At 51.6% G+C, this 13,104-nt stretch carries 10 protein-coding genes and 1 pseudogene; 6 read left to right on the forward strand and 5 right to left on the reverse strand.

The annotated features are described in order from the left end of the window. The first annotated feature begins 920 nt into the window (after positions 1-920). Together SFA31_RS17500 and yfbR are read left to right on the forward strand one after the other, a co-directional pair. On the forward strand, positions 921-2,135 hold the full coding sequence (locus SFA31_RS17500; protein WP_322839136.1) for a pyridoxal phosphate-dependent aminotransferase: 1,215 nt from the start codon (positions 921-923) through the stop codon (positions 2,133-2,135). 95 nt (positions 2,136-2,230) lie between these two features. Continuing rightward, positions 2,231-2,827 (forward strand): 5'-deoxynucleotidase, encoded by a 597-nt coding sequence (yfbR, locus tag SFA31_RS17505; RefSeq protein ID WP_322839137.1) that lies wholly within the window; start codon positions 2,231-2,233, stop codon positions 2,825-2,827. Positions 2,828-2,847: 20 nt separating this feature from the next. On the opposite strand, the pseudogene SFA31_RS17510 reads toward yfbR, so the two are convergent. The 3 genes and pseudogenes from SFA31_RS17510 to yfbV form a co-directional block, all read right to left on the reverse strand. Then, positions 2,848-4,679: pseudogene (locus SFA31_RS17510) on the reverse strand (SLC13 family permease). 187 nt (positions 4,680-4,866) lie between these two features. Then, entirely contained in the window at positions 4,867-5,361 is a 495-nt protein-coding gene (locus tag SFA31_RS17515; protein ID WP_322839138.1) for a YfbU family protein, read from the reverse strand. A gap of 116 nt (positions 5,362-5,477) precedes the next feature. Then, positions 5,478-5,933: a terminus macrodomain insulation protein YfbV gene (gene yfbV, locus SFA31_RS17520; RefSeq protein WP_322839139.1), complete on the reverse strand. Its 456-nt coding sequence runs from the start codon at positions 5,931-5,933 to the stop codon at positions 5,478-5,480. A gap of 332 nt (positions 5,934-6,265) precedes the next feature. Here yfbV and ackA point away from each other — a divergent pair, with 332 nt between their 5' ends. Both ackA and pta read left to right on the forward strand, forming a co-directional pair. Further along, complete coding sequence (gene ackA, locus SFA31_RS17525; protein WP_322839140.1) at positions 6,266-7,468, forward strand: acetate kinase; 1,203 nt, start codon at positions 6,266-6,268, stop codon at positions 7,466-7,468. Between the two features lie 80 nt (positions 7,469-7,548). Further along, positions 7,549-9,687 carry a phosphate acetyltransferase gene (gene pta, locus SFA31_RS17530; protein ID WP_322839141.1) on the forward strand — a complete coding sequence of 713 codons (2,139 nt, stop codon included), beginning with the start codon at positions 7,549-7,551 and terminating at the stop codon, positions 9,685-9,687. A 411-nt stretch (positions 9,688-10,098) separates the two neighbouring features. On the opposite strand, the gene yfcD is transcribed toward pta, so the two are convergent. Together yfcD and yfcE are read right to left on the reverse strand one after the other, a co-directional pair. After that, entirely contained in the window at positions 10,099-10,704 is a 606-nt protein-coding gene (yfcD, locus tag SFA31_RS17535) for an NUDIX hydrolase YfcD (RefSeq protein WP_322839142.1), read from the reverse strand. 101 nt (positions 10,705-10,805) lie between these two features. After that, positions 10,806-11,357, reverse strand: coding sequence for a phosphodiesterase (yfcE, locus tag SFA31_RS17540; protein ID WP_322839143.1), 552 nt, complete (start codon positions 11,355-11,357; stop codon positions 10,806-10,808). Positions 11,358-11,670: 313 nt separating this feature from the next. On the opposite strand from yfcE, the gene folX reads away from it, so the two are divergent. After that, positions 11,671-12,036 carry a dihydroneopterin triphosphate 2'-epimerase gene (gene folX, locus SFA31_RS17545; protein ID WP_322839144.1) on the forward strand — a complete coding sequence of 122 codons (366 nt, stop codon included), beginning with the start codon at positions 11,671-11,673 and terminating at the stop codon, positions 12,034-12,036. A gap of 76 nt (positions 12,037-12,112) precedes the next feature. Next, the gene (locus SFA31_RS17550) at positions 12,113-13,006 is read left to right on the forward strand and encodes a TIGR01777 family oxidoreductase (RefSeq protein WP_322839145.1); all 894 of its coding nucleotides are present in this window, start codon (positions 12,113-12,115) and stop codon (positions 13,004-13,006) included. The last annotated feature ends 98 nt before the right edge of the window (positions 13,007-13,104 follow it).

Here is a 13,104-nt window from a genome sequence, read left to right on the forward strand (position 1 = left end):
TATATTATCAAAGAGATAAAGAATTTTTTTTGCAGCTAGCCTGAGGTGAATAATAGCCGTCAAATAAACGGATGTGCATTGTAATTATCCCGCTGGCAATAAATCCGCAGGATTAATTCCCCGCCCTTCCGCTATAAGATGAATATTCTGACCTTTGGAGTAGCATGCGTACTTTCTGTTTTGTGCCAGCATTACTAAATAATGCAACGTATTAAGCTTAAATCGCTTCAGCAGTGATTTTTCTTAATAGCGTCCAGTGATTGATAAAGTAAAGCAACATTTAACATTGCAATTACTGTAGCATCGCATTCAGCAACATAATCGACTGTAATCGTTACCATCTCTGGCCCGCAGGGTGATACTAACCCCATGGTAAAACATAAGCTGGGATATTTTAGCGCATATTTGCATGGTTTATAAGCCTTATTGCGATTTGTCTGATCTATTTCACTTTTAAAGCCTGAACACATAATCTTTATAAGACTTTTTTACTTAGCAAGGTATCAGGAAAATAAAGCGCCAGCGTTATCTACTCACTTATGAATAACAATGGAATGTCAGATTTCCCTGCAAGATACCTATAGGAAAAAGACCACTCTCTGAACATTTCATTATGAAAACATCAATTTTTACTTAAGAGTAAGCATATTCTATTTGCATGTTCATAGACCTATTTAGGATTTTTCTATCTCACAATGAAATTTTCCATCAATAAAAGTGCCAGATCGTATTCATTAAATTATCAATACTGTCAATAAATGAATATTTTTACGATTCCTGACTTTGCCAGGACGTAAATTGAAAATAAATTTTCGCTTTTGCCTCCTCGTCAGCGCTTCAAAATAGGCCGCCGTAAGAGTAGAGTGGCAAAGGCGTCGCTTCCATGGTGGGAAGCCGTTACAACAAGAAAAGGTCATTCCATGTCCCCCATTGAAAAATCCAGCAAACTTGATAACGTCTGTTACGACATTCGCGGTCCGGTATTGAAAGAGGCAAAACGTCTCGAAGAAGAAGGCAATAAAGTACTCAAACTTAACATCGGTAATCCTGCGCCATTTGGATTTGAAGCACCTGATGAAATTTTAGTCGATGTCATTCGTAACCTTCCCACCGCACAGGGCTATAGCGAATCAAAAGGCCTTTATTCCGCTCGTAAAGCCATCATGCAACACTATCAGCAGCGCGGTATGCTGGATGTCACAGTCGAAGATATCTATATCGGTAACGGCGTTTCCGAATTGATTGTGCAATCAATGCAGGCTCTTCTTAATAGCGGCGACGAAATGCTGGTTCCCGCGCCGGACTATCCGCTGTGGACCGCCGCTGTTTCGCTATCCGGGGGCAACGCCGTACATTATTTGTGCGACGAATCTTCAGACTGGTTCCCGGACCTCGATGATATCCGCGCGAAGATAACGCCACGCACGCGCGGCATTGTTATTATTAATCCTAATAACCCCACCGGTGCCGTTTATTCTAAAGAGCTTCTGCTGGATATCGTCGAGATAGCACGTGAACATAATCTGCTTATTTTCGCCGATGAAATCTATGACAAAATCCTTTACGATGGTGCCCAGCATCACTCTATTGCCACTTTGGCACCGGATTTACTAACCATTACCTTTAATGGCTTATCCAAAACTTATCGCGTCGCCGGATTTCGGCAGGGATGGATGGTGCTGAATGGGCCCAAAAAGCACGCTAAAAGCTATATTGAGGGGCTGGAGATGCTGGCTTCGATGCGCCTTTGCGCCAATGTTCCGGCCCAGCACGCTATTCAAACCGCGCTTGGGGGTTATCAAAGCATCAGCGAGTTTATTATGCCAGGCGGTCGCTTATATGAGCAGCGCAACCGGGCCTGGGAGCTGATTAATGAAATCCCGGGGGTAAGCTGCGTTAAACCTCGCGGCGCGCTTTATATGTTCCCGCGCATTGATGCAAAGCGGTTTAATATTCATGACGACCAAAAGATGGTGCTGGATTTCTTGCTGCAGGAAAAAGTGCTGCTGGTGCAAGGCTCCGCCTTCAACTGGCCGTGGCCCGATCATATCCGCATCGTCACGCTACCGCGCATGGATGATTTAGAGCTAGCGATTAGTAAATTTGGGCGGTTTTTAACCACCTATCATCAGTAATGCCATAATTAAGGTATTACGCTCGTTTGGCCAATAATAGTTTCAGGGTGCCCATAAGGGGCGCCCTCTGCTTTTCTCTTACCTGGAAAACTGCCATGCAAAGCCACTTTTTCGCCCACCTGGCACGCCTGAAGCTGATTAATCGCTGGCCGCTCATGCGCAACGTGCGTACAGAAAATGTCTCGGAACATAGTCTGCAGGTTGCCATGGTAGCCCACGCGCTGGCTGCGATAAAAAATCGACTCTTTGGCGGGCAGCTTAACCCTGAGCGTATCGCGCTGATGGCCTTATATCACGATGCCAGTGAAGTATTAACCGGAGATCTACCAACGCCGGTGAAGTACTTTAACCCTCAAATTACTCACGAATATAAAGCGATTGAAAAAATCGCCCAGCAAAAACTGATTGAGATGGTGCCGGAAGCTCTGCGAGATATCTTTGCGCCTCTTATTGACGAAGAAAGCCACAGTGAAGCAGAAACCGCCATTGTTAAGCAGGCCGATACGCTTTGTGCCTGGTTAAAATGCCTCGAAGAGCTTTCAGCAGGAAACAATGAATTCCGCCTGGCTAAAGGCCGTCTTGAAAAAACGCTGGCCGAGCGGCGCAGCGATGAAATGGACTATTTTATGCAAGTCTTTGTTCCCAGTTTTCATCTGTCGCTGGATGAAATAAGCCAGGATACGCCGCTATGATGATGCCCCGCTCCCGGGGTTCAAAAAGGAAATAGTAGCGGGATTAACAGTACGCATATCAGCATAACCAATAGCGTGAAAGGCACGCCCAGTTTAACAAAATCGCCAAAGCGATATCCTCCCGGGCCTAACACCAGCATATTTACCGGAGAAGAGACCGGTGTCATAAATGCCGCAGAAGCCGCCATCGCCACCATCATCGCAAAAGGATAAGGCGAGACATCCATGCTTCTGGCGGCGGCCAGCGCAACAGGAGCCATCAATACGGCCGTCGCCGTATTTGAGATAAACAGGCCGATAATAGCGCTAAGCGCGAACAGACAAATCAGCATTAAATAAGGCCCGCCACCGCCGCCTATCGCCATCAGCCCCTGAACGATTAATGCTATGCCGCCGGTTTTCTGCAGCGCCAGCGCAAACGGCATCATACCAACGATAACAATAATGCCAGGCCAGTGGATCGCTTTCCACGCGCTGGCCGCGTCAATACAGCGAAATTTCCCCATAAGTAAGCAAGCAATCATTGCGGCAATCGGGTTCGGGATTTCATCCGTGAGCATTAGCGCAACCATCAGCGCCAGACAAAAAATAGCATGCGGCGCCTGACTGTGTGCCGGTGAAGCATCTCGCTCTTCTGCTGGTAAACCCAACACAACAAAATCACGGCTGCGGTTGCCTAAAAGCTGAATCACCTTCCACGTTGCCGCAATAAGCAAAATATCGCCGGGCTGAAGAATTTCATCCAGCAAACCGCCTTCCAGCACCAGCCCTGCGCGCTTAAGCCCGATAACATTTAGCCCAAAGCGCTGACGAAACGCCGCGTCGCGCACGCTCATGCCTGCCAGCGCGGACTCCGGCGCCAGCATTACCTCTGCCATACCAACGTCAAGCGCATGCTCAGAAAAATACTCGCCTCTTAGTATGCGAGGTTCAAGCTGTTGCTCATGACAAAATTCCCGCAAATCGACTTCGGAAGCGGACATATCAATCAGCAGTACATCGCGCGCCAGCAATTGCGTATCGCCGGAAACATTCATAATGACTCGCCTGAAATGCCGCCAGCGTTCGATACCAATCACGTTGGCCCCGTAGCGCGTTCTTAATTTAACATCGTCCAGCCGCTGGCCAATCAGCGGAGAACCGACGCGCACCGCCAGGCGCCGCGCCCGTCCCGTTAAATGATATGTTTTAATCAAATCGCGAAACGAGCTGCGACGCCAGCCCTCTTTCCCGCTATCCGTTTCAGGTCCGGCAAACGCCAGGCGTGCCAGCAGCATATAGCCGATGCCAGCCGCCAGTACCACCAGCCCAAGAGGAGTAACGCTGAAAAAATGAAATCCTGGCAGCCCTTCGCGCAAAAGCTCGCTATTGATAACAAGATTGGGCGGCGTAGCGACCAGCGTCATCATGCCGCTAATCAGACCTGCAAAACTGAGTGGCATCATTAATTTTGACGGAGGTATTTTCATGCGACTGGATACGCTAAGCACCACGGGTTAAAAATGGCCACGACGCCGGTGGAGCTCATAAACGCTCCGAGGCAGGCAACGGTTAGCATTAATAAGATAAGCATACGGGTTTCGCTGCTGCCCGCCGCTCGCACCAGCCAGGCGCCCAGCCGCGTCGCCACCCCGGTGCGCACCAGGCCATCGCCAATAACAAATAGCGCTGCAATGAGTATGACGTTAGGATCGCTGAAACCAGAGAACGCTTCGGCCGGTGTTAATGTACCGCTAAGCACAAAGGCGATAATTGCCCCCAGCGCAACGGCCTCCATACGCACTTTACCGGATGCAAATAGCACTACCGCTGCCAGCAATAGCGCGATCGTCCACAGTAATTCTGCGTTCATCATCTCCTCCCCTGCTCCATCAATAAGCATATTGCCATAAAAAAACCCCCTTGAATGAGGGGGTAAATCAAAGGGAGATGTAATTAGCGGGCCTGGTTATCGCCAACTATTTCGGCCTGTCAAACCTAGAGAAAAGCGAAAGCCGGTATAATTTTATGCCGCCAGTTTCCCATCTGGCTTACGGCGCTCAGGCGTGAGTGATTTGTGTAATTTCATTAGCGCTGAGATGGTACTGGCGTGGGCAGGCATGCCAAATTTTCAGCATCCGCTGGTATTTCTCCAGCATCGGCGTCTGCGCATTAAAACCGTGAGTTCCGGCATCGAAATGCGTATAACGGCCTTCAACGTTTACCATAAAGCGCACATAACTTAATAAACGCGCTTCGGTCGCGGCATCAAACCCTAAAAAAGTCACCCTACATTCATTAATGTCGATTTTATCCTTCAAATTACTCCAGGAAACGTGCAACGCGTGATACATCTCCATAATATCAATCACTTCGCGACAGGTTTCCTCCGTCAACTGACCAAATTCCCGATCCAATTCACGCATTTGCAACCCAAATCCACGCTCAACGATGGTTTGCAGGCGGCGATAACGCTCGGCATTCTCAGGATCGAGCATAACCATCATTTTGTACTGGTTCGAAAGTATCAGGCGTTGGGCATTCGTCATTTCCATTTCGGCGTTACTCCTGCAAAGAATAGTATTAGTAAAATATCGAAATTTTATACCCGCGCCCTGCTTCCTGACTGGTATACCCGCGCTTATTACAGGGCGTAATATGAAAAGATAATTTATAAGTCGTCGAGGAAAGTTTTATCCAATTGACGAAATGCGCGCTTTAACGTATCGGCCAGCGCCTGATAGTCCGGCTTACCATCCACCGGCGTCAGCGCCATCCCGGACAGTTCAAGCTTACCGCGAATATCGTAAAACCAGTTTAATATTGACGGCGGTAGCGGTGTCACAGAGCGTTTTCCGAGCCACCATAACCCCTGCAATGGCAGACTCAACGCAAACAGCGCGGTTGCAACCGCAGGGCCTAACTGCCCGCCCAGCGAAATTTGCCAGCAGAGCGTAAACATGGCGACGGGCGGCATAAATCGTATCGCAAAGCGGGTCGCACGAATAATGCGGTTTTCAATAAATACCGGTGCCAGCCGCTTTTCAAGGGGCCACGTTTTTGCGTAACGCTGCCCGCGCTGGAACAGGCGCAAGCCACCGGTACGATATTCTGGAAGTTTTGACATGGCTTTACCTCAAATACATAAGCAAAAAATAAACTTTTCAAGCAAGATAACAACTGAATCGGGCAATCTTCAAAATATTTTGTCATCGCGGGACGCAATCAGGTATCCTTCTGGGTTTCACGATGGTCGTAGAAGGCAATGCGCCGCCTGTCAAGAAAGGGGGTTGCTAACGGCCCGCCCTTACGCTTTTCTATATTAGCGTGCGCCTTTTTATTCATCATGCCAAAAATCGGACCTGGCATGACGTTAATCATAAACGTCCGCGTCGTCTTGCGCTACGATGAGAAGATGTTTGACGTTTTTTTAGCCACATATATAAAGTAGGTACTTCCATGTCGAGTAAGTTAGTACTGGTTCTGAATTGCGGTAGCTCCTCTCTTAAATTCGCAGTTATCGATGCAGCGAACGGCGAAGAGCACCTTTCTGGCCTGGCCGAATGCTTCCATCTTCCTGAAGCCCGCATTAAATGGAAAATGGATGGTGCAAAACAGGAAGCGGCGCTGGGTGCTGGCGCAGCCCACAGCGAAGCGCTGAACTTTATTGTTAACACGATTCTGGCTCAAAAACCTGAATTGTCCGCACAGCTCACGGCAATTGGCCACCGTATTGTACACGGCGGCGAGAAATACACCCGCTCCGTCATTATCGATGATAGCGTGATTCAGGGAATTAAAGACGCGGCGCCTTTTGCCCCGCTGCATAACCCGGCTCACCTGATCGGTATTGAGGAAGCGCTGAAATCCTTCCCATCTTTGGCGAAAAAGAATGTGGCCGTATTTGATACCGCATTCCATCAGACAATGCCGGAAGAGTCGTACCTCTACGCTCTGCCCTACAAAATGTATAAAGACCACGGCGTGCGTCGCTATGGTTTCCACGGCACCAGCCACTTCTATGTGACCCAGGAAGCGGCCAAAATGCTGAACAAACCGGTTGAGCAGATTAATATTATTACCTGTCACTTGGGCAACGGTGGTTCCGTTTCAGCCATCCGCAACGGCCAGTGCGTTGATACTTCAATGGGGCTGACGCCGCTGGAAGGCCTGGTAATGGGTACGCGCTCTGGCGATATCGACCCGGCTATCATTTTCTTCCTGCATGATAATCTGGGTATGAGCATCGATCAGATTAATAAAACGCTGACCAAAGAGTCTGGTCTGCAGGGTCTGACTGAAGTCACCAGCGATTGCCGCTACGTTGAAGATAACTACGACAGCAAAGCCGATGCTAAACGCGCAATGGACGTTTACTGCCATCGCCTCGCGAAATACATTGGTGCCTACACGGCGCTGATGGACGGCCGTCTGGACGGCGTTGTCTTTACCGGCGGTATCGGTGAAAACGCCGCAATGGTGCGCGAGCTGTCGTTAGCTAAACTGGGCGTACTGGGTTTGGAAGTGGATCATGAACGCAACCTGGCCGCTCGCTTTGGTAAATCAGGCTTCATCAACAAAGAAGGCACTGTGCCGGCAATGGTGATTCCAACCAATGAAGAGCTGGTTATCGCTCAGGACGCCAGCCGCCTGACTGCCTGATTCTCTACCGCCAGCCTCGCTGGCGGTACTGTTTTGTGTCGCGCTCGCCTATGCCGGGCGTTAACGAAAGAGGTTATACCGTGTCCCGTACTATCATGCTCATCCCTACCGGAACCAGCGTCGGCCTGACCAGCGTCAGCCTTGGCGTTATCCGTGCTATGGAACGTAAAGGCGTCCGTTTGAGCGTCTTTAAACCTATCGCTCAGCCGCGCACCGGCGGCGATGCGCCCGATCAAACTACCAGCATCGTGCGCGCAAACTCCGATTTGCCGACCGCTGAGCCGCTCAATATGAGCCACGTTGAGTCGCTGCTGTCCAGCAACCAAAAAGACGTGCTGATGGAAGAGATCATCGCACGCTACCATGCGAATACCAAAGATGCGGAAGTCGTGCTGGTTGAAGGCCTGGTCCCTACCCGCAAGCACCAGTTCGCGCAATCGCTAAATTATGAAATTGCGAAAACGCTAAATGCAGAAATTGTTTTCGTGATGTCTCAGGGCACCGACACGGCAGAACAGCTTAAAGAGCGCCTGGAACTGACCCGCAGCAGCTTCGGCGGCACAAAGAATACTAATATCACCGGCGTTATCGTAAATAAACTCAACGCACCGGTTGACGAGCAGGGGCGCACCCGTCCCGATCTGTCAGAGATCTTTGATGATTCCAACAAAGCGCAGATCATCAGCGTCGACCCCCAGCAGTTTAAACAGCAAAGCGCATTGCCGGTGCTGGGCTGTATCCCCTGGAGCTTCGATCTGATTGCCACCAGGGCTATCGATATGGCGCGCCACTTAAACGCCACGGTAATCAACGAGGGCGATATCAATACTCGCCGCGTAAAATCCGTTACCTTCTGCGCGCGCAGCCTGCCAAATATGCTGGAGCATTTCCGTCCTGGCTCACTATTAGTGACCTCAGCGGATCGCCCGGATGTGCTGGTAGCGGCCTGCCTGGCAGCGATGAACGGCGTAGAAATCGGCGCACTGCTATTAACCGGCGGCTATGAAATTGACCCGCGTATTAAGCAACTATGTGAACGCGCTTTCGCCACCGGTTTACCGGTATTTACCGTCACATCTAATACCTGGCAGACCTCACTCAACCTGCAAAGCTTTAATCTGGAAGTGCCGGTTGACGATCATGAGCGCATCGAGAAAGTACAGGAATATGTGGCGGGTTACATTGATGCCACATGGATTGAATCCCTGAGCGCAACGTCTGAACGCAGTCGCCGTCTGTCACCACCCGCTTTCCGTTATCAGCTCACTGAGCTGGCGCGTAAAGCCGGTAAGCGCGTGGTACTGCCAGAAGGCGATGAGCCGCGTACCGTTAAAGCCGCAGCTATCTGTGCCCAGCGTGGCATCGCAACCTGCGTGCTTCTGGGCAACCCAGAAGTCATTAACCGCGTTGCCGCCGCTCAGGGCGTTGAGCTCGGTAAAGGCATCGAAATTGTAGACCCGGACGTGGTACGTGAAAGCTATATTGCGCGCCTGGTCGAGCTGCGCAAAAATAAAGGGATGACAGAAGCCGTCGCCCGCGAACAGCTGGAAGATAACGTTGTGCTGGGCACTATGATGCTGGAGCAGAACGAAGTCGATGGCCTGGTTTCCGGCGCGGTGCACACCACGGCGAATACTATTCGCCCGCCGCTACAGCTAATCAAAACGGCACCGGGAAGCTCCCTGGTTTCTTCCGTCTTCTTCATGCTGCTGCCTGAGCAGGTTTATGTGTATGGCGACTGCGCCATTAACCCGGATCCCACCGCAGAGCAGTTGGCTGAAATCGCTATTCAATCCGCCGATTCCGCTACCGCTTTTGGTATTGAACCGCGCGTAGCGATGCTTTCCTACTCCACCGGCAACTCCGGCGCGGGCAGTGACGTAGAGAAAGTACGCGAAGCGACGCGTCTGGCGCAGGAAAAACGCCCGGATCTGATGATTGACGGCCCGCTGCAGTATGACGCTGCCGTAATGGCAGACGTTGCGAAATCAAAAGCGCCAAACTCACCGGTTGCAGGCCGTGCTACCGTGTTCATCTTCCCGGATCTGAACACCGGTAATACGACCTATAAAGCGGTGCAGCGCTCGGCGGATCTGATTTCCATTGGTCCAATGCTGCAGGGTATGCGCAAACCGGTTAACGATCTCTCGCGCGGCGCGCTGGTCGATGATATCGTGTATACCATCGCGCTGACGGCAATTCAGTCAAGCCAGCAGTAAACTTTAGTATTGATATACACTCGGGGCCGCCTTAATAAGGCGGCCTTTTTTATAGGCGCCTTTCCGGCGCGCCATTGAGCTTCTGTTCACATAATTGATCGCCCGCCCGGTAATCATTTTTAGTTCATGGGTTTTTAAATCAATTAACAGGCCTGAGGTTAAGAGATTATCGTGTGCACACTTCTGGCTTCACCGCTAAACGCTCCGCGCATTCGTGACAGCTTAAGCAACGCCCGGCGGGCGCTCGTATTGCGCCCAAACGCAGCCGCCTTTCTTGCTCACCTTTTTCCGGAGGCTCAAGCGTGTAGAGGGAAAAGAGGACGATGGCCCGAGAAGCCCGGACCACGCAGGGATGAGAAGCAAGAGGCGATCGTCAGCGCGCCATACCGCGACACCGGCGTAAAAACCGCGCTACTTTATTTCATCGGAAATACCGTCGCGATCGCTTTCCGCCGCGATGTCAGAAAGCACTGACTCCGCAGGTTCCGGCACCCGAAGCGGCGAATTGTGCGCGTTGCGGCTCATCCATAAGGCCAGAGCCTTAAGTGAATCCTGGGTAAACTCATCACAGCGAGCCGTTATCTCCTCTGGCGCCATCCAGCAAACCTCGCTGACTTCATCTTCCTGCAGTGCGAATGGCCCATGTGAAACGCAGCTAAATAGCGCGCCCCAAACCCGACAATGCTCATCTTCAAAGTAAAAAAGACCATGCTCGGCAAAAGGGACTCCGGCAATGCCCAGTTCCTCTTCCGCCTCGCGGCGCGCAGAATCAAGGATGGCTTCATCGGCCATTACCACGCCGCCGGCGGTTGCATCCAGCATACCCGGCATAAAATCTTTTGTTTCCGTCCGCCGCTGCACCAGAATTTTACCCATTCCGTCATGCACCACAATAAATGTTGCACGATGGCGTAGACGCTGAGCGCGCATCTGCTCGCGGCTGGCCTGTGCGATCACTGCATTTTCTTCGTTGACGATATCAACCCATTCTGTGCCAGTTAGACTCTGCTCCACCATCGGGAAACCTTTTATTCCGGGCGCTCTGTAAGGCGCATGACTGTTTCAGACTCGGACAACGGCCATGTTGCTCTTCACAAACGGCCTGCGTCGCCAGTAAGTTACGGCGTAATCTCAAGACGTGCAATAACGGCGTTATCATCAAGAGCATAAATGCTCAGAATGCCAGCATCCAGCGTGCCATAGCTTGCGGGGTAGCCGCCTTTAGGAATACTTATCGATCCTGGGTTAAACAATAGCGCCTGCGCGCGGCGTTCAGCCAGCGGCAAATGTGTATGTCCAAATACTAATACATCATTGGAAGTAAGGGGGGGAAGATTATCGGGGTGATAGAGGTGCCCGTGAGTTAAAAACAGGCGCCGGTCGCCTGTCACTATTTGTTGCCACGGCGCGGTTATTGGAAAGTCCAGCAGCATCTGATCCACCTCGCTGTCACAGTTGCCGCGTACGGCAATGATGCTGGACGCATAGCGGTTCAGCGCTGATGCAACACCGGCAGGATTGTAACTTTCAGGCAGCGTATTGCGCGGACCGTGGTTGAGGATATCGCCTAACAGCACCAGCCAGCGCGCTCCACTGCGAGTAAACTGCGCCAATACCCGCTCTGTAGCAGGCAGGCTGCCGTGAATATCAGACGCAAACATCATCTTCATTTATCCAACCCCTTTTCACACCGGACGGCACTCATAATACCTTATTCAATACCCCGATTCAGCCGTCGGGATACGCGACATCTCATCCTTACTACTGCAAGCTAATACGACAATAGAGATGTGCAGCCAGACAAGTCCATCGTCTGCTCCCCGGCGGTGTTGCAAAGGTTACCTTCGCTCAGGTAATCAATGTCGCCGGGAGCCGCCTCATGTATCATAGGGTACGCCGTAAATAGTTTTAGTTACGCCGGGCCACCGACTGATTATCCGCAAACCGCGCCACTCACCCGCGCATCACTCCTGAGGAATCCCTATGCCACCGCTACCGGACGCCGTGATCCGTATTAAAAACCTGCATCTGCGCACTTATATCGGTATCAAAGCAGAAGAAATCGCCAACCGTCAGGACATCGTTATCAATATCGTACTGCACTATCCGGCCGAGCGCGCTCGCGAGAGCGAAGATATCGCCGACGCGCTCAATTACCGCACTATCACAAAGGCCGTTATTCAGCACGTTGAAAACCAGCGCTTCGCGCTGCTGGAAAAATTAACCCAGGACGTACTTAATATCGTTCACGATAATCCATGGGTAACCTATGCTGAAGTAGAGATCGATAAACTTCACGCGCTTCGCTACACCGACTCGGTCTCCATCACGATGAGCTGGCGCCGCTAACCGCGTCCCACCTATACCCTGCTTTACTGAATAATATAAACCGTAAAAATAGACGAGAAGCACAGGCGGAGGAAATATGAACGTTGTGATTACCGGCGGCACGGGGCTAATAGGTCAACGGCTGGTCTCCAGACTTTTAGCGCTGGGACACGAAATCACCGTCGTCACGCGCAGCCCCAATGATGCCCAGAGTAAACTGGGTGACCGGGTGACGCTGTGGCAGGGGCTGAATAATCGCAGCACGCTCGATGGCTACGACGCGGTGATAAATCTCGCCGGCGAACCCATCGCGGATAAACGCTGGACGGCCGCGCAGAAAGAGCGCCTGTGCCGCAGCCGCTGGGAACTCACTCAGCGGCTGGTCGATTTAATCAACGCCAGCCACACGCCCCCTTCAGCCCTTATTTCCGGCTCTGCCATCGGCTATTACGGTGACCTTGGCGAAGTGGTTGTCACTGAAGAAGAACCTCCCCATAACGAATTTACCCATAAGCTGTGCGCACGCTGGGAACAAATCGCCTGCCAGGCGCGCAGCGATCGCACCCGAGTCTGCCTCGTACGCACGGGTATCGTGCTATCCGCCGAGGGCGGTATGCTACATAAACTATTACCGCTATTTCGCGCCGGTCTGGGCGGCCCAACCGGCAATGGTCGCCAGTATATTCCCTGGATTCATATTGAGGATATGGTTAACGCGCTGCTCTGGCTTCTGGATAACCCACTGCACGGGCCGTTCAATATGACCTCTCCCTATCCGGTGCGCAACGAACACTTTGCGCACACGCTGGGACGCGTTTTACATCGCCCGGCGCTCATACGCGTCCCCGCCGCCGCCATTCGGTTGCTTATGGGAGAATCTGCGGTGCTGGTACTCGGCGGGCAGCGAGCGCTACCCAAAAGGCTTGAGGCGGCAGGATTTGAATTTCGCTGGTTTGAGCTGGAAGATGCACTGCGTAATCTGTTGCGTTAATCACAGCGCGTCTGCGCCCGTGTATTCCAGCCCGCAGCGCTGCAGATAAACCTTGATGCAGTTTTAGCGATCCTCAGAACAGCGCTGCCCTTACAGGA

The sequence above is a fragment of the Erwinia sp. HR93 genome (assembly GCF_034555055.1).
Classification (GTDB): domain Bacteria; phylum Pseudomonadota; class Gammaproteobacteria; order Enterobacterales; family Enterobacteriaceae; genus Apirhabdus; species Apirhabdus apintestini.